At 68.1% G+C, this 15,510-nt stretch carries 19 protein-coding genes; 12 read left to right on the top strand and 7 right to left on the bottom strand.

The genetic code is table 11. From position 1 onward, the window contains the following. Positions 1-28 precede the first annotated feature (28 nt). Positions 29-550 (bottom strand): GNAT family N-acetyltransferase, encoded by a 522-nt coding sequence (locus tag ACFE7F_RS05290; RefSeq protein ID WP_375402800.1) that lies wholly within the window; start codon positions 548-550, stop codon positions 29-31. Positions 551-628: 78 nt separating this feature from the next. On the opposite strand from ACFE7F_RS05290, the gene crtY reads away from it, so the two are divergent. The 4 genes from crtY to ACFE7F_RS05270 all read left to right on the top strand — a co-directional run bounded on the left by crtY (position 629) and on the right by ACFE7F_RS05270 (position 5,004). Then, positions 629-1,795, top strand: a complete 1,167-nt coding sequence (gene crtY / locus ACFE7F_RS05285; protein WP_375402799.1) for a lycopene beta-cyclase CrtY — start codon at positions 629-631, stop codon at positions 1,793-1,795. Beyond that, positions 1,792-3,318, top strand: coding sequence for a phytoene desaturase (locus tag ACFE7F_RS05280; protein WP_375402798.1), 1,527 nt, complete (start codon positions 1,792-1,794; stop codon positions 3,316-3,318). Before crtY ends, ACFE7F_RS05280 begins: the two co-directional genes overlap by 4 nt. Next, a complete protein-coding gene (locus ACFE7F_RS05275) occupies positions 3,315-3,896 on the top strand; it encodes a TIGR00730 family Rossman fold protein (RefSeq protein ID WP_375402797.1) in 582 nt (193 codons plus the stop codon). Before ACFE7F_RS05280 ends, ACFE7F_RS05275 begins: the two co-directional genes overlap by 4 nt. Positions 3,897-4,014: 118 nt before the next feature. Continuing rightward, positions 4,015-5,004, top strand: coding sequence for a phytoene/squalene synthase family protein (locus ACFE7F_RS05270; RefSeq protein WP_375402796.1), 990 nt, complete (start codon positions 4,015-4,017; stop codon positions 5,002-5,004). Between the two features lie 99 nt (positions 5,005-5,103). Here ACFE7F_RS05270 and ACFE7F_RS05265 read toward each other — a convergent pair whose 3' ends face one another. Continuing rightward, positions 5,104-5,334, bottom strand: coding sequence for a hypothetical protein (locus tag ACFE7F_RS05265; RefSeq protein ID WP_375402795.1), 231 nt, complete (start codon positions 5,332-5,334; stop codon positions 5,104-5,106). 130 nt (positions 5,335-5,464) lie between these two features. Between ACFE7F_RS05265 and ACFE7F_RS05260 the strand changes: the two genes are divergently transcribed. The 6 genes from ACFE7F_RS05260 to ACFE7F_RS05235 are packed head-to-tail and all read left to right on the top strand — an operon-like array spanning position 5,465 to position 10,528. Continuing rightward, positions 5,465-7,285, top strand: a complete 1,821-nt coding sequence (locus tag ACFE7F_RS05260) for an ABCB family ABC transporter ATP-binding protein/permease (protein ID WP_375402794.1) — start codon at positions 5,465-5,467, stop codon at positions 7,283-7,285. A 13-nt stretch (positions 7,286-7,298) separates the two neighbouring features. Next, positions 7,299-7,562, top strand: coding sequence for an antitoxin MazE-like protein (locus tag ACFE7F_RS05255; protein ID WP_375402793.1), 264 nt, complete (start codon positions 7,299-7,301; stop codon positions 7,560-7,562). Then, entirely contained in the window at positions 7,451-7,888 is a 438-nt protein-coding gene (locus ACFE7F_RS05250) for a type II toxin-antitoxin system PemK/MazF family toxin (RefSeq protein WP_375402792.1), read from the top strand. The genes ACFE7F_RS05255 and ACFE7F_RS05250 overlap by 112 nt, the downstream gene beginning before the upstream one ends. Positions 7,889-7,893: 5 nt before the next feature. Continuing rightward, entirely contained in the window at positions 7,894-9,666 is a 1,773-nt protein-coding gene (recQ, locus tag ACFE7F_RS05245; protein WP_375402791.1) for a DNA helicase RecQ, read from the top strand. 32 nt (positions 9,667-9,698) lie between these two features. Further along, a complete protein-coding gene (locus ACFE7F_RS05240; RefSeq protein WP_375402790.1) occupies positions 9,699-10,139 on the top strand; it encodes a TIGR01244 family sulfur transferase in 441 nt (146 codons plus the stop codon). Beyond that, positions 10,136-10,528, top strand: a complete 393-nt coding sequence (locus tag ACFE7F_RS05235; RefSeq protein WP_375402789.1) for a hypothetical protein — start codon at positions 10,136-10,138, stop codon at positions 10,526-10,528. Before ACFE7F_RS05240 ends, ACFE7F_RS05235 begins: the two co-directional genes overlap by 4 nt. A 269-nt stretch (positions 10,529-10,797) precedes the next feature. Here ACFE7F_RS05235 and ACFE7F_RS05230 read toward each other — a convergent pair whose 3' ends face one another. The 4 genes from ACFE7F_RS05230 to ACFE7F_RS05215 all read right to left on the bottom strand — a co-directional run bounded on the left by ACFE7F_RS05230 (position 10,798) and on the right by ACFE7F_RS05215 (position 13,466). Then, positions 10,798-12,201 carry an ammonium transporter gene (locus ACFE7F_RS05230; RefSeq protein ID WP_375402788.1) on the bottom strand — a complete coding sequence of 468 codons (1,404 nt, stop codon included), beginning with the start codon at positions 12,199-12,201 and terminating at the stop codon, positions 10,798-10,800. A 29-nt stretch (positions 12,202-12,230) separates the two neighbouring features. Next, a complete protein-coding gene (locus tag ACFE7F_RS05225; RefSeq protein WP_375402787.1) occupies positions 12,231-12,569 on the bottom strand; it encodes a P-II family nitrogen regulator in 339 nt (112 codons plus the stop codon). A gap of 134 nt (positions 12,570-12,703) precedes the next feature. Further along, a complete protein-coding gene (locus tag ACFE7F_RS05220; RefSeq protein ID WP_375402786.1) occupies positions 12,704-12,901 on the bottom strand; it encodes a DUF2007 domain-containing protein in 198 nt (65 codons plus the stop codon). A 10-nt stretch (positions 12,902-12,911) separates the two neighbouring features. Further along, the gene (locus ACFE7F_RS05215) at positions 12,912-13,466 is read right to left on the bottom strand and encodes a pyridoxamine 5'-phosphate oxidase family protein (RefSeq protein ID WP_375402785.1); all 555 of its coding nucleotides are present in this window, start codon (positions 13,464-13,466) and stop codon (positions 12,912-12,914) included. Between the two features lie 40 nt (positions 13,467-13,506). Between ACFE7F_RS05215 and ACFE7F_RS05210 the strand changes: the two genes are divergently transcribed. Both ACFE7F_RS05210 and ACFE7F_RS05205 read left to right on the top strand, forming a co-directional pair. Continuing rightward, positions 13,507-13,761 carry a type II toxin-antitoxin system CcdA family antitoxin gene (locus ACFE7F_RS05210; protein WP_375402784.1) on the top strand — a complete coding sequence of 85 codons (255 nt, stop codon included), beginning with the start codon at positions 13,507-13,509 and terminating at the stop codon, positions 13,759-13,761. Beyond that, positions 13,761-14,057: a CcdB family protein gene (locus ACFE7F_RS05205; protein ID WP_375402783.1), complete on the top strand. Its 297-nt coding sequence runs from the start codon at positions 13,761-13,763 to the stop codon at positions 14,055-14,057. The genes ACFE7F_RS05210 and ACFE7F_RS05205 overlap by 1 nt, the downstream gene beginning before the upstream one ends. A 3-nt stretch (positions 14,058-14,060) precedes the next feature. Here ACFE7F_RS05205 and tldD read toward each other — a convergent pair whose 3' ends face one another. Next, positions 14,061-15,485 (bottom strand): metalloprotease TldD, encoded by a 1,425-nt coding sequence (gene tldD, locus ACFE7F_RS05200; protein WP_375402782.1) that lies wholly within the window; start codon positions 15,483-15,485, stop codon positions 14,061-14,063. Positions 15,486-15,510 lie beyond the last annotated feature (25 nt).

Raw genomic sequence — 15,510 nt, 5'->3', positions numbered from 1 at the left:
GGGGCGGGGGCGAGGGGCGGGGGCGGGCTTACCCGACCTGCCGCTCGAACAGCCGCGTTCGTCTTTCGCGGTAATCGACCTCGCCCGCCGGGCGGAAGCCGACCGCCTCCGCCAGCCGGACCGAGCGAATATTGGCATGGTCGATGATGCAGACGGTGCGGGCGATGCCCTGCCCGTCCGCCCATGCCAGCAACGCCGCGACCGCTTCGCGTGCATAGCCCCGGCCGTGCGCGGCGGGGGCGAAGGCCCAGCCGGCTTCGGGCGTCCCCTCGAAGCTCGGGCGGGTGTCGCGGCGCGAGTCCATGAGGCCGACCTCGCCTAAAAACGCGCCCGTCGCGGCCTCGCGGACGGCGAAATAGCTCCACCCGAACAGCGTCCAGTGGCCGACATAGCGTTGGATATTGCGCCAGCATTCTTCGCGCGACAGCGGGCGGCCGCCGATATGCTCGGTCACGCGGGGGTCGGCCCATATCGCCGCCATCTCCTCCAGGTCGGCGGGCGTGTGGGGCGCAAGCATCAGGCGCGCGGTGTGGAGGATGGGCGCGGTCACCACCCATGGATAACGTGAGGCACCGGTTTTTCGGAAATGGTTTCGTTTGGGAAGCCGGAGCGGCTAGACCGTTCGCAGATGGCCTATCCCTCCAACGACAATGTCTGCGACGTCGCCATCGTCGGCGCGGGGCTGGCGGGCGGGCTGCTGGCGCTGGCGTTGAAGCGAAAGCACCCCGGGCTCGACGTCCGTCTGATCGATGCGGGCGACAGCGTTGGAGGCAACCATCTCTGGTCGTTTTTCGGAACGGACGTGGCGGAGGAGGACCGTTGGCTGCTCGCGCCGCTGGTGGTGCATGGCTGGCGCGATTACGAGATCGCCTTTCCCGCGCACGCGCGGACGATCGCCGCGACCTATTACTCGATCGAGAGCTCGCGCCTGGACGAGGTGGTGCGCGCCGCGCTGCCGTCGCATGCGGTGATGTTGGGACGGAAAGTCGGGAACGTGTCGCCGACCGCGGTCGCGTTCGTCGATGGCGACCGGCTGGAGGCGACGGGCGTGATCGACGCGCGCGGGGTCGGCGACCTGTCGACGCTGGAGCTCGGCTGGCAGAAGTTCCTGGGGCGCGAGATCGCGTGCGACGCGGCCCACGGCGTCGAGCGCCCGGTGGTGATGGACGCGACCGTCAAGCAGATCGACGGCTACCGCTTCGTATACGTGATGCCGTTTTCCGACACGCGGCTGTTCGTCGAGGACACCTATTATAGCGACTCCCCGACGCTGAACGTCCGCGCGGTGTCGCAACGGCTCGACCGACACGTCGCCGACAAGGGCTGGGCCGGGGAGACGGTGCGCGAGGAGCAGGGCGTGCTCCCCGTCGCGATCGGCGGCGATTTCGAGGCCTATTGGCGGTCGGGCGGGGCAAAGGTCGCCAAGGCCGGGATGCGCGCGGGTCTGTTCCACCCGACCACCGGCTATTCGCTCCCCGACGCGGTCCGGACCGCGTGCATGATCGCGGGCTTGCGCGATTTCGCCGGCGCGGACCTCCACCGGTTGACGCACGACCATGCGCTCACGACTTGGGGATCGCGGCGATTCTACCGCATGCTCGACGCGATGCTGTTCCGCGCGGCGGAACCGGACGGGCGTTACCGCGTGCTGGAGCGTTTCTACCGGCTCGACCGTCACTTGATCGGCCGTTTCTACGCGGGGCGCTCGACGATGGGCGACAAGGCCCGCATCCTCATGGGCAAGCCCCCCGTCCCGGTCGGGCGCGCCCTTCACGCCATTCGAGGCATAAGATGAACGAGATGACGGTGAACGCCATGCGCCCGATTGGCGGTGCTTCCCGAAGCGCGGTCGTGATCGGCTCGGGCTTCGGCGGGCTGGCGCTTGCCATCCGGCTGCAGTCGGCGGGCGTGAAGACGACGATCTGCGAAGCGCGCGACCGTCCGGGCGGGCGGGCGTATTATTGGGAGCGCGATGGTTTCACCTTCGATGGCGGGCCGACCGTCATCACCGATCCGCCTTGCCTGAAGGAACTGTGGGCGCTGACCGGGCGCGACATGGCCGAGGACATCGAGCTGATGCCGGTGTCGCCCTTCTACCGGCTCAACTGGCCCGACGGCACGAACTTCGACTATACCAACGACGACGCGTTGCTCCGCTCGGAAATCGCCAAGCTCAATCCGGAAGACAATGCCGGGTACGACCGGTTCCTCGAATATTCCGCCGGAGTCCACCGCGAGGGGTACGAGAAGCTCGGCTCGGTCGCGTTCCTCGACTTCGCGTCGATGATCAAGGCCGCCCCCGCCCTCGCCAAGTACCAGGCGTGGCGGTCGGTCTATTCGATGGTATCGAGCTTCGTGAAGCACGAGAAGCTCCGCGAGGCGCTAAGCTTCCACACGCTCCTCGTCGGCGGCAACCCGATGACGACCAGCGCGATCTACGCGCTGATCCACAAGCTGGAGCGCGACGGCGGGGTGTGGTTCGCCAAGGGCGGCACAAACCGGCTGATCGCGGCGATGGTCACGCATTTCGAGCGGATCGGCGGAACCATCCGGCTGAACGATCCGGTCGTGAAGATCGAGACGCTGGGCGAGCGCGCGACGGGCGTGGTGACCAAGGGCGGTTACGCCATCAACGCCGACATGGTCGCGTCGAACGGCGACGTCATGCACTCCTACCGCGACCTCCTGTCAGACTCGCGGTCGGCGCAGCGGACGCGCGCCAAGCTGGAACGCAAGAAATACTCGCCGTCGCTGTTCGTCACGCATTTCGGGATCAAGGGGACCTGGCCCGGCATCCCGCACCACATGATCCTGTTCGGTCCGCGCTATAAGGGGCTGCTCGACGACATCTACACGCACGGAGTGGTCGGCGAGGACTTCTCACTTTACCTCCACCATCCGACCGTCACCGACCCGAGCCTCGCGCCCGAGGGGCATTCTTCGTTTTATGTGCTCGCCCCCGTGCCGCACATGGGCAAGTTCCCGCGCGACTGGGACGAGGTCGCCCCCGTGCTGGAGAAGCGCATCTTGGACGAGATCGGCCGGCGGCTGATCCCCGACATCCACGAGCGGATCGTGACCAAATTCTCCTACACGCCCAAGGACTTCGCGACCGACCTCGGCGCGCATCTGGGCAGCGCCTTCTCGCTGGAGCCGGTGCTGACGCAGAGCGCGTGGTTTCGCGTCCACAACCGCGACGACACCATCGCCAACCTGTATTTCGTCGGTGCGGGTACGCATCCCGGCGCGGGCATCCCCGGCGTCGTCGGCAGCGCCAAAGCGACGGCCAAGCTGATGCTGGAGGAAGCGCGGGTTTGAAGCGTCTCGCGGTCTATTGCGGGTCGGCGACGCCCGCCGACCCCGTATACATGGACACCGCGCGCGAGGTGGGCCGTCTGCTCGCCGAGCGCGGGATCGGCGTGGTATATGGCGGCGGGCGGCTGGGGTTGATGGGCGCGGTCGCCGACGCGGCGCTCGCGGCCGGGGGCGAGGTGGTGGGCGTGATCCCGCAGGCGCTGGTCGATGCCGAGGTCGCGCACCGGGGCTTGAGCGAGCTCCACGTCGTCGGCGGCATGCACGAGCGCAAGGCGTTGTTCACCGAGCTGGCGAGCGGGTTCGTTACCCTGCCCGGCGGTACGGGGACGATGGACGAATTGTGGGAGGCGCTGAGCTGGGCGCAGCTGGGCTATCACGCTCTGCCCGTCGGGCTGCTCGACGCTGCGGGCTACTACGACGGGTTGATCGCGTTCTGGGCCAAGATGGTCGAGGTCGGCTTCGTCCGGCCGCAGCACCGCGACCTGCTGATCACGGCGGATACGCTGCCCGCGCTGCTGGACCGCATGGCCGCGCACATGCCGGCGCAGCCGATCGTGCGGATGAGCGCGGCGGATCTTTGAGCTTCCCCTCCCTGTCCGTTTGCCCTGAGCTTGTTGAAGGGTCGTTCTTGTTCGAACGGCAGCCAAGAAAAGCGATGCTTCGACAAGCTCAGCACGAACGGATGGGAGCGGCCGGAAGATGACTCCTGCCCTCACAACCCGCGCGGCGGTCGTCGAGGCCGCGCGCTTGTCGATCGCGCAGGGGTCGAAGAGCTTCGCGGCGGCGTCAAAACTGTTCGACCCGGCGACGCGCGAGCGGGCTTGGCTCCTTTATGCCTGGTGCCGGCGGTGCGACGACATCGCCGATGGGCAGGATCATGGGCACGGTATGACCCAGGTCGCCGATCCGCACGCCCGGCTGGCGGCGATGCGGGCGATGACCGACGCGGCGCTTCGGGGCGAGGTCGTGGGCGATCCCGCCTTTGACGCGCTGCGCATCGTCGCGGGCGAGTGTCGCATTCCGGCGGCCTGGGCGCACGATCTGCTGGACGGCTTCGCGCTCGACGCCGACGGATGGCGGCCGCGGACCGCCGACGATCTGTACCGGTACTGCTACCATGTCGCGGGCGCGGTCGGGTTGATGATGGCGGTGGTGATGGGGGTGCCGCCCGACGACGACGCGACGCTCGACCGCGCGTGCGATTTGGGGCTGGCGTTCCAGCTCGCCAACATCGCGCGCGACCTGATGGAGGATGCGAGCGCGGGGCGGTGCTATCTGCCGACCGACTGGCTGACGGAAGCGGGCATCGCGTCGGGTGCGCTGCTTGTCCCGGAGAGTCGGTCGGCGCTGGCCGGGCTCGGCGCGCGGTTGGCGACGCAGGCGGAACTGTACGAGGCAAGCGCGCGCGGAGGCGCGGCCGCCTTGCCGTTCCGATCGGCTTGGGCGGTGCTGGCGGCGGCGGGCATCTACGGCGATATCGCGAGGGCGGTGCGGGCGCGGGGCGTGACGGCGCTGGACGAGCGGGTGACCACGTCGAAGGCGGCCAAACTGGGCTGGATCGCGCGGTCGTTGGAGCAGACGGCGGGGCGGGGGCGGTATGTGGGGGAGGGCAGGCCGGCGGGATTGTGGACGCGACCGCGCTTGCAAAACCCTCTCCCGCTTTTGCGGGAGAGGGAGAGACGCGCGTAACGCGGCGAGGGTGAGGGCCGGACCTGCACGGCGAGGGGTCCGGCCCTCACCCTGGCGAGTATCGCGCCTGTCCCTCTCCCGCGAAAGCGGGAGAGGGTTTTAGCTTTGCGGCGTCTTCGCGGCGGCGCGGACCATCCGCGGCCCGTTCGCGCGGCAGGCGCCGCTGACGACGGGGAAGTCGAGATCGGTATGGCGAGCGAGTGCGTTTGGAAGCGCGGCCTGGCACTGGGCTACGCTCTGGTAGCGGACCGGTTCGACACGCGCTTCACTGCACATCGACTGGCCGTCGCCACAGCCCAGGATCGCCATCACGAAGTACATCGGTTCCATACGCAAACCCCTCTACTCGGACGGCATTACGCACTGATATCGATCAAGGTTCCCGACCGGGCCGCGAGGGTGGTCGATCGGGTCCGTAATCGCTTGCGGCGAGGCTCCGTCCTTCCGACATTAGCGAGCGATGCCGCCTGCTTTTCCGACGACCACCAGCACCGAGCCGCTCTGGCCGACGCTGCGCCGCTTCCTGCCTTATCTGTGGCCACGGGACGCGCCCGCGCTCCGCCTGCGGATCGTCGGCGCGATGCTGCTCGTGGTCTGCTCCAAGCTCGTGCAGGTGTTCGGCGCGGCTTATACGCTCAAATACGCGGTCGACCGGCTTGCCACGGGCGAGCGCGCTGGCGTGTGGATCATCGTCGGGCTGGTCGCCGCCTATGCGCTGTCGCGGTTTCTGGGCAATCTGTTCGACAATGCGCGCAACGCCGTGTTCGAGCGGGTGGGCCAGGACGCGGCGCGGCGGCTGTCGGCCGACGTATTCCGCCATCTGCACCGCCTGTCGCTCCGCTTCCACCTCGAACGCCGGACCGGGGCGGTCACCAAGGTGGTCGAGCGGGGGACCAAGAGCATCGACACGATGCTGTATTTCCTCCTGTTCAACATCGCGCCCACAATCCTCGAACTGGTGCTGGTGCTCGGCATTTTCGCGTCGAGCTTCGGCTGGTGGCTGGTCGCCGCGACGCTCGTCATGGTCGCGGTCTATATCGTCTTCACGCGCAAGGTTACCGACTGGCGCAACGCGCTGCGTGTCCGGATGAACGACCTGGACACCGGCGCGGTCGCGCACGCGGTGGATTCGCTCCTCAATTTCGAGACGGTGAAGTATTTCGGCGCGGAAGGGCGCGAGGCCAGGCGCTACGACCAGGCGGTCACCGCTTATACCGACGCGGCGGTCCGGAACGAGAACTCGCTGGCCTGGCTCAATATCGGGCAGAGCCTGATCACCAACGTCATGCTGGCGGGCGCGATGGCGGCGGTCGCCTACGGCTGGTCGACGGGGCGCTTCTCGGCGGGCGACGTGGTGTTCGTGTCGACGCTGCTGGCCCAGCTGTTTCGCCCGCTCGACCTGCTGGGCATGGTGTACCGCACGATCCGCCAGGGCGCAATCGACATGGCGGCGATGTTCGACTTGCTCGACACCGGCGCGGAGATCCAGGACGCGGTCCACGCCAAGCCGCTGGCCGTGAGCGCGGGTCATGTGCGCTTCGAAAATGTTCGCTTCGGCTATGAGGGCGAGCGCGGGATATTGGACGGTGTCGACCTCGACGTACCCGGCGGCCGGACGCTGGCGGTCGTGGGCTCGTCGGGCGCGGGCAAGTCGACGCTCGGGCGGCTGTTGTTCCGCTTCTACGATGTGGATAGCGGCCGGATCACGATCGACGGGCAGGACGTGCGCGACGTGACGCAGGCGTCATTGCGGGCGGCGATCGGCATCGTGCCGCAGGACACCGTGCTGTTTAATGATACGATCGGCTACAACATCGCCTATGGCCGCGAGGACGCGAGCGACGCCGACATCCGCGAGGCCGCGCGCGGCGCGGCGATCGCGCCGTTCATCGAGGCGCAGGCCGACGGCTACGAAACCCGCGTCGGCGAGCGTGGGCTGAAGTTGTCGGGCGGCGAGAAGCAGCGCGTCGCGATCGCGCGCACGCTGCTCAAGAACCCGCCGGTGCTGATCCTGGACGAGGCGACGTCGGCGCTCGACAGCCGGACCGAAGCCGCGATTTTGGACACGCTGGAGCGGATCGAGCGCGGACGCACGACGATCGTGATCGCGCACCGGCTGTCGACGGTGGTCCATGCCGACGAAATCGTCGTGCTCGACGCGGGCCGGGTCGCCGAGCGCGGCACGCACGCGCAGCTGCTCGCCCATAACGGCTTGTATGCCGACATGTGGGCCCGCCAGCAGGCCGAACGGGAGGAGCCGGTCGCGCTGGCGGCGGAGTAGCGCGATTGCGCGCATGAACCGCGTCGCCTACCTTGCGGTGATGGGCGCGGAACGACCATTGACGAAGGACGAGCGGGCGGCGTTGCGGGCGCGCGGCTTGCGGCCGCGTACCTTCTGGCTGCCCGACGCCAACTCGCCGGAGTTTCTGGAAAACGCCCGGCTGGATTGCGAATATCTCTGGCGCTCGGTTCCCGACGATGTCGAAGCGATGGCCTGGGCCGAAGCAATGACGGACGAAATGCTCGCCGATTTGGACCGGGCGGAAGGCCGGCGTTGAAGCGAGGTGACGTTTGGAGTGCGGCGACGGGGAGTGGGTTCGGGAGCAAGCCGCGCCCGGTCGTGGTCGTGCAGGCCGATGCCTACGGGAATGCGCCCAGCATCATCGTCGCGCTGCTAACCAGCACGGGAGAGAATGTCCGGAACGTCCGGCCCCGTATCGAACCGGACGGAGTCAATAACCTGCATGAGCCGTCCCTGGTGATGGTCGACATTTTGGTGACAGTTCCCCGGCTCAAGTTCGGTCAGCAGATCGGTCGACTTACTGGCCCGGATCAGGATCGGGTCGATCAAGCATTGCTGACGTATCTGGGATTCGCCGGGTGATGCCGATGCTCGATCCCCTGCCCCATCTCCAGCGCATTTTCGGCTTTCCCGACTTCCGCGGCGTCCAGCGCGAGGTGGTCGACCGCGTGCTGGCGTCCAAGCGGACGCTTGCCGTCATGCCGACGGGCGCGGGCAAGTCGCTGACGTATCAGCTGCCCGCCGTGATGATGCGCGGGACGTGCGTGGTCGTGTCGCCGCTGATCGCGCTGATGCACGACCAGTTGCGCGCGGCGGAGGCCGTCGGCATCCGCGCGGGCACGCTGACATCGGTCGACACCAACCAGGCCGAGACGCGCCGGCGTCTGCGGGCCGGCGAGCTCGACCTGCTGTATGTCGCGCCCGAGCGAGCGTCGGGGGACCAGTTCCGCAGCCTGCTGTCCGAGGTCGACCTGAACCTGTTCGCGATCGACGAGGCGCATTGCGTCAGCGAATGGGGGCACGACTTCCGCCCCGATTACCGGCTGATGAAACCGTTGATGGACTCGTTTCCGGACGTCCCCCGGCTGGCGCTGACCGCGACCGCCGACGCGCATACGCGGGCCGACATCCTCGGGCAGCTCGGTATCCCGGCCGAGGGGCTGATCGTGTCTGGGTTCGACCGGCCCAACATCCGCTACCATATCGGTGCCAAGGCGAACGCGAACCGGCAGATCGCCGACCTGATCCGCAAAGTCCCCGGGCCCGGCATCGTTTATTGCCAGAGCCGCGTCGGAACCGAGAGGATGGCGGCGACGCTGGCGGGGGCGGGTCGGCCTACGCGCGCCTACCACGCCGGACTCGACCCGGCGGTACGCGCGCGCAACCAGGCCGATTTCGTGCGCTCGGAGGACATGGTGATCTGCGCCACCGTCGCGTTCGGGATGGGGATCGACAAGCCCGACGTCCGCTTCGTCATCCATGCCGGGCTGCCCAAATCGATCGAGAGCTACTACCAGGAGACGGGCCGCGCGGGCCGCGACGGCGATCCGGCGGTGGCGCATTTACTCTGGGGCGCGGAGGACTTCGTGCGTGCGCGCCAGCGGATCGGCGAGGTCGAGCCCGAACGCCGCGAAGGCGAGCAGACGCGGCTCGCCTCCCTGAGCGCCCTGGTCGAGACGAGCGGGTGCCGACGGCGCGTGCTGCTCAAGCATTTCGGCGAGGACCGCGCGGAGGATTGCGGCAATTGCGACAACTGCCTGGGGCTGGGCGGGGCCAGGGGCGTCGATGCGACCGAACTAGCGCGCAAGTTCCTGTCGGCCGTGTTCCGCACCGGGCAGATGTTCGGCGTCGGCTATATCGAGCAGGTGCTGACGGGCAAATCGACCGAGCGCAGCCTGATGAACGGGCATGAGAACTTGTCGGTCTGGAACATCGTCGAGGGCGAGGACGCGGCGCTGCTGAAGCCGGTCGGCCGCGCGCTGCTGTTGCGCGATGCGCTTCGCGCCAACGAGCATGGCGGGCTGGAGTTCGGCCCCGGCGCGCGCCTGCTGATCAAGGGCGAGGCGACGCTGGAGGTCGCGCCCGCTCCGCCCCGCGAGCGCAGGCGGCGCGGCGAGCCCGCCCCCGCCGGGCTGGAGGCGGACGATCCGCTGTTCGAGGCGCTGCGCGTGCGTCGGCGCGATCTGGCCAAGGAGGCGGGCGTGCCGCCCTATGTCATCTTCCACGATTCGGTGCTGCGCGACATCGCCGCGCGGCGGCCCGGCAGCCGGGCGGAGCTGGCGGTGCTGTCGGGCATCGGCGCGCGCAAGCTCGACGCTTACGGCGACGCTTTCCTCGAGGTGGTGCGCGAGGCGGCGTGACGTGAGCGTGGGCTTGCGATAACCGCGTTCACATGATCCGCCCCTTGAATGAAGCAGTCGCCGTCGCGCCCCAGATCACGGCCGCCGACATTCCGGCCATTAAAGCCGCGGGCTATGTCCTCGTCGTCAACAACCGGCCCGATGACGAGGAGCCGGGCCAGCCCTCGGGTGCCGCGATCCGCGCCGCCGCCGAGGAGGCCGGCTTGGCCTATGCCGCGGTCCCGGTCGGGCATGCCGGGTTCGGTCCGTCCCAGCTCGACGCGATGGCCGACGCGTTGCGCGGCGCGGACGGGCCGGTGCTCGCTTATTGCCGATCGGGGACGCGGTCGTGCAATTTATGGGCGCTCGCCGCCGCCAAGGCGGGGCGCGATCCGGGGCTGCTCGTCGCGCAGGCGGAGGCGGCGGGGTACGATCTCCGGCCGATCGGGCCGATGCTCGACGCGCTCGCCGCCGAGGCTCGGCTTCCCAAGTGAACTGGGTGCAGCTGGGCGGGTTGGTCGCCGCGATCCTGATGCTCGCGGCGGTCGCTTGGTGGCTGCGGCTCCGACGCGGCGGTAGAATCGCCAGCCCCGAGGAGGCGGCGGACGCGGCCGATCATGCGCTCCCCGGCTTCCGCACGGCGGGCGCGGTGGTCGGGGCCGACGGCTTGGCGGCGCTGGCTGTCGATACGGGGGCTGTGCGGCTGGCGGTGTGCAAGCGCCACGGCGCGCGGATCGCGGTGCGCGAGGTCGGCTGGGGCGCGGTCCGCTCGACGCCGAGCGGCATCGTCGTCGAGACCGGCGAGCGCCGCTTCGGCCGGGTGGCCGTCGCGGGCGTCGACGCGCTGGACATGCGAAGGCTAGCGGGCGACCGGGCGGGATAGCTCGGTTTCGGGCGGGTTGCGGAGGTACGCTCCGCCCGATCCTATCGGTCATTCCGGATCGAACCGGGCAAGGGGCGTCGCGGCGAAGCCGCGCCGTCGGACGAGGCGCGCAGCGAGGCCACGCGCTCGCCGGCCGTGCTTGGACGAGTCTTGCGCTGGGGCAGCGCAAGCCGCCCTGCGCAAAAAGCGGCCCGGTGCATCGCTGCGCCGGGCCGATAGGGTGTCCGCAGGAGGAACGACTTGAGGGAACGGGCGACCGCCCCCGAAACTCAATAATTGTAGGCGCGCTCGCCATGTTCGTTGATATCGAGGCCTTCCACCTCGACCTCGGTCGAAGGGCGTAGGCCGATCGTCTTGTCGATCAGGGAAAAGAGCGCGGCGGAGACCAGGCCCGACCAGAGCAAAGTGATCGCCACCGCCTTGATCTGCGTCCAGAGTTGCCCGCCCATATCGTACGCGCCCGGCACGGCGGGGAGGACGGTATAGTCGAACCAGCCCTGCCCGCCCATCGCCGGGTCGGCCACGATCGCGGTGCCGATCGCGCCAACGATCCCGCCGATGCAGTGAACGCCGAACACGTCGAGCGTGTCGTCATAGCCGAGCCGGTTTTTCACCGTCGTCACGAACAGGAAGCAGATCGGCGAGGCGATCAGGCCCAGCAGGATCGCTCCCATCGGCGCGGCGAAGCCGCTGGCGGGCGTGATCGCCACCAGCCCGGCGACCGCGCCGGTGGCGGCGCCCAGCAGCGACGGCTTGCGGTGCGTGACCTGCTCGATGATCGCCCAGGCGGCGGCGGCGGCCGACGCGGCGAGGAAGGTGTTCAGGAACGCGAGCGCGGTGACGCCGTTGGCCTCCAGGTTCGACCCCGCATTGAACCCGAACCAGCCGACCCACAGCAGCGACGCGCCGATCATGGTCATCACCAGCGAATGCGGCGGCATCGGGTCGCGCTTGTAACCGACGCGCGGGCCCATGATCAGGCACCCGACCAGCCCGGCGATCCCGGCGTTGATGTGCACCACCGTCCCGCCCGCGAAATCGAGCGCGCCCATGCCGTACAAATAACCGGAGTCGGTCGGTGCGGCAGGCAGGAAGTCGGGACCGGCGAAATACCAGACCATGTGCGCGATCGGGAAATAGACGAGCGTCAGCCAGGCGACGGTGAACAGGATCAGCGGCGTGAACTTCACACGCTCGGCGAACGCTCCCACGATCAGCACGGGGGTGATGCAGGCGAAGGTCATCTGGAATACGACGAACGCGTATTCGGGGATGTACACGCCGTTGGAGAAGGTCGTCGCCAGTGTCGTGACGTCCACCCCGCGCAGGAATGCCTTGGACAACCCGCCGATGAAGGGCGAGCCGCTCGTGAAGGCCAGGCTGTAGCCCCAGCAGACCCACACCAGGCTGGCGACCGACACGATGGTCAGCACCTGCATCAGGACGCTCAGCATGTTCTTGGTGCGGACCAGCCCGCCATAGAACAGCGCCAGCCCCGGGATCGACATCAGCAGCACCAGCGCCGACGAGATCAGCATCCAGGTCGTGTCGCCCTTGTTCGGGGCGGGCGGGGTCGGGGCGGCCGCGACCGCCTCCTGCGCCCAGGCCGGAAGCGCGGCATAGAGCGCGGCCGTTACGCCCACACCCGCCAAGAGCTTAACCGCTCGGTCCATATTAGTTCCCCCGTTCACGTTGTGCGCCTTCACAGGGCGGTCTCGTCGATCTCGCCGGTACGGATGCGCACCGCCTCGCCGACATCCAGCACGAAGATCTTGCCGTCGCCGATCGCGCCGGTGTTCGCCGATTGCTGGATCGCCTCGACCACCCGCGAGCTGAGCGCGTCGGCGCACACCACTTCGATCTTAAGCTTGGGGACCATCGACGTCGAATATTCCGCCCCGCGGTAGATTTCGGTCTGGCCTTTCTGCCGGCCGAAGCCCTTGACCTCGGTCACGGTCATCCCCGCGACGCCGAGCGCGGTCAGTGCCTCCCGCACCTCGTCGAGCTTGAACGGCTTGATGATCGCCATCACCATCTTCATGCGCACTCCCCCTACACCCGGAGCAAACGGAGCAATAACCGTGCCAGCCGACCGCAGGGCGGCGGGACGGTGTTGGACCTTATCATGGGAAGTTAGAGCCGCCGCAAATTGAGGCAGCAGGCGAAATGTGCCCGTTATTCGGGCAGCAGCGCCCGCGCTTCCGCTAGGTCGTCGTCGTCAACCATCACGCGGACGGGGATCAGAAACCAGCTGCCCTCGGCGATCGACGCTTCCCCGTCGAACAGGGTAGCGCCGATGCCGTGCCCGCCCAGCATGCCGACGACCATATGCGCTTCGTTGCGCGCATAGCGGCCGAGTTCGACCAAGCTCACGATCCGGAAATCAACGGGGAACCTCGGTGGGCACCCGCGCGGGCAGGCCGTCGATGCTCCGGGCGTTCTCGGTGGCGAACACGCCGAGCAGCTCGTCCGGCGCAAACTTGCGATGGTATTTGTTGAGCGTCTCGCGCTCGCGCTCCAGCGCCATGCGCGGCACCGCCCAGCCGCAGGCGGTCTGGACCTGGGTAACCGCGACCGTGAAGATCTGCCGGGTGCCGGGGAAGAGCTCGAACTGGGCCGCCAACGCGCCCCACCCCGCATCCTGCGGCAGCACGGGCGTTCCCCGGCCGTATAGCCGCAGGATCAGCGTGGGGCTGTCGAACGCGCAGAACATGATCGTGATTCGCCCATCGGCGAGCAGATGCGCGTTGGTCTCGTTCCCCGACCCGCCGACATCGAGATAGGCGACCGTCCGGTCGTCGAGCACGCGGAAGCTGTCCATGCCCTTGGGGGACAAATTGATGCGCGCGTCGGTGGCGGCGGTCGCGACGAAGAACACCGGCTGCCGCGCGATCATCGCCCGGTGGTCGTCATTGATGGCGTCGAAGAACTCGGACATGCTCGCCTCCCCGCTTGACCCACGAATTTCATGCGCATACATGATGCGTATGAAGATGGACACCATAATCTCGGGCAAGCGTAAGCCGGTAAATCTCTCATTGGATACCGGTGTCGTCGCGGCGGCGCGGGAAGCCGGTATCAATTTGTCGCAAGCATGCGAGGCGGCATTGCGCGAAGCGGCGAGGGTCGAACAAGACCGCGTGTGGCGAGAGGAGAACCGCGAGTGGGCCGAGGCGCATAATCGCTGGGTCGAAGCTAACGAGTTGCCACTCGAGCGCTACCGCCTGTTTTGATGGCGCGCTTCGACGTTTATGCGTTGCGTGATGGTGGACTGGCTATTGACTGTCAGACAAATGCGCTCGCGGAAATCAGCACGCGGTTCGTCGTGCCGCTCCTTCCACCCGGTGACGCACCCCCGGCCAACGCTCGACTCAATCCAACATTCGACATCGAGGGTGAGACGCTGGTCATGGTGACCCAGTTCGCGACCGCTATTCGTGTTGCCGAGTTACGCAAGAAGGTCGCCTCTCTAAGCGATCAGGATGTCCGCATCATCAGCGCAATTGACGTGCTCACCGGCAGCGGCTGAACCTCAAACCGCCGTCCCGCCCACCGTCAGCCCGCTCACCAGCAGCGTCGGCTGCCCCACGCCCGCCGGCACGCTCTGCCCGCCCTTACCGCAGACGCCGATGCCCTCGTCGAGCGCGAAATCGTCGCCCACGCCCAGTACCTTCGTCAGCACGGTCGGGCCGTCGCCGATCAGCGTCGCGCCCTTGATCGGCGCGCCGATGACGCCGTTCTCGACGCGGTATGCCTCCGTGCAGCTGAAGACGAACTTGCCCGATACGATGTCGACCTGCCCACCGCCGAACGATTTGGCGAAGATGCCCTTCTTGACGCGGCTCAACAGCTCGGCGGGGTCGTCGCGACCGGCCTTCATGAAGGTGTTGGTCATGCGCGGCATCGGCGCGTGCGCGAAGCTCTCGCGGCGGCCGTTGCCCGTCGGTTCGACGCCCATCAGCCGGGCGTTGAGGCGATCCTGCATGTAGCCTTTCAGGATGCCGTCCTCGATCAGCACGGTCTCGCGCGTCGGCGTACCCTCGTCGTCGATCGATAGCGAGCCGCGCCGGTCGGGCATCGCACCGTCATCGACCACGGTGACGCCGGGCGCGGCGACGCGCTCACCGATGCGGCCCGAGAAGGCGGACGTACCCTTACGGTTGAAATCACCTTCAAGCCCGTGGCCGATCGCTTCGTGGAGCAGGACGCCCGGCCAGCCCGGCCCGAGCAGAACCGTCATCTCGCCTGCAGGGGCAGCGACCGAGTCGAGGTTGACGAGCGCCTGCGCCAGCGCCTCGTCGATCCCGCGGGTCCAGGTCGCCTCCTCGAACAGCCGGTCATAGAGGTAGCGGCCGCCGATGCCGAAGCTGCCCGTCTCGCGCCGACCGTTCTGTTCGACCACGATCGACACGTTGAGCCGGACCAGCGGGCGGACATCGTGCGCGACGAAGCCATCGGCGCGGACGATCTCGACGACGCTCCAGCTGCCCGACAATCCGACCGATACCTGCGCCACGCGCGGGTCGCGCGCCCGCGCGGCGGCGTCGATCCGCTGGCACAGGTTCACCTTGTCGGCGAACGGCACGAGGTCCAGCGGGTCGCCGTCGGTATAGAGATGGCGGTTGGTGCCCTGCGGCGGGCCAGCCTTGGGACCGGTCGCGGGGTCGATCAGCGTCATCGTCTCGGCCGCGCGCTTGATCGCGGCCTCGCTCAGTTCGTTGGCATGCGCGAAGGCGGTGGTCTCGCCCGACACAGCGCGGAGGCCGAAGCCACCATGCGTGTCGTAGCTCGCGGTCTTGAGCCGGCCGTCATCGAAGCCGAACGCTTCCGACCGGCGATATTGAAGGTACAGCTCGCCGTCGTCGGCCGCGCCCAATGCCTGCGCAGCGAGCGCCTGCGCCCTGGCGGGGTCGAGATCGCGGTAAAGGAAGCGGCGGGGATCGGTGATGGCGTTCATAGCACCGGATATAAGCCGGTCGGGA

The sequence above is a fragment of the uncultured Sphingomonas sp. genome (genome assembly GCF_964235535.1).
Taxonomy (GTDB): domain Bacteria; phylum Pseudomonadota; class Alphaproteobacteria; order Sphingomonadales; family Sphingomonadaceae; genus Sphingomonas.
The sequence above is the reverse complement of the archived record's forward strand: the minus strand, read 5'-3'. Positions and strand labels throughout refer to the sequence as shown.

What these genes read in the sequence shown, in the direction of transcription:
- crtY (WP_375402799.1), top strand. Translation starts at nt 629, where the DNA reads ATGGCCTATCCCTCCAACGACAATGTCTGCGACGTCGCCATCGTCGGC.
- ACFE7F_RS05280 (WP_375402798.1), top strand. Translation starts at nt 1,792, where the DNA reads ATGAACGAGATGACGGTGAACGCCATGCGCCCGATTGGCGGTGCTTCC.
- ACFE7F_RS05270 (WP_375402796.1), top strand. Translation starts at nt 4,015, where the DNA reads ATGACTCCTGCCCTCACAACCCGCGCGGCGGTCGTCGAGGCCGCGCGC.
- ACFE7F_RS05265 (WP_375402795.1), bottom strand. Translation starts at nt 5,334, where the DNA reads ATGGAACCGATGTACTTCGTGATGGCGATCCTGGGCTGTGGCGACGGC.
- ACFE7F_RS05260 (WP_375402794.1), top strand. Translation starts at nt 5,465, where the DNA reads ATGCCGCCTGCTTTTCCGACGACCACCAGCACCGAGCCGCTCTGGCCG.
- ACFE7F_RS05255 (WP_375402793.1), top strand. Translation starts at nt 7,299, where the DNA reads ATGAACCGCGTCGCCTACCTTGCGGTGATGGGCGCGGAACGACCATTG.
- recQ (WP_375402791.1), top strand. Translation starts at nt 7,894, where the DNA reads ATGCTCGATCCCCTGCCCCATCTCCAGCGCATTTTCGGCTTTCCCGAC.
- ACFE7F_RS05240 (WP_375402790.1), top strand. Translation starts at nt 9,699, where the DNA reads ATGATCCGCCCCTTGAATGAAGCAGTCGCCGTCGCGCCCCAGATCACG.
- ACFE7F_RS05230 (WP_375402788.1), bottom strand. Translation starts at nt 12,201, where the DNA reads ATGGACCGAGCGGTTAAGCTCTTGGCGGGTGTGGGCGTAACGGCCGCG.
- ACFE7F_RS05225 (WP_375402787.1), bottom strand. Translation starts at nt 12,569, where the DNA reads ATGAAGATGGTGATGGCGATCATCAAGCCGTTCAAGCTCGACGAGGTG.
- ACFE7F_RS05215 (WP_375402785.1), bottom strand. Translation starts at nt 13,466, where the DNA reads ATGTCCGAGTTCTTCGACGCCATCAATGACGACCACCGGGCGATGATC.
- ACFE7F_RS05210 (WP_375402784.1), top strand. Translation starts at nt 13,507, where the DNA reads ATGATGCGTATGAAGATGGACACCATAATCTCGGGCAAGCGTAAGCCG.
- ACFE7F_RS05205 (WP_375402783.1), top strand. Translation starts at nt 13,761, where the DNA reads ATGGCGCGCTTCGACGTTTATGCGTTGCGTGATGGTGGACTGGCTATT.
- tldD (WP_375402782.1), bottom strand. Translation starts at nt 15,485, where the DNA reads ATGAACGCCATCACCGATCCCCGCCGCTTCCTTTACCGCGATCTCGAC.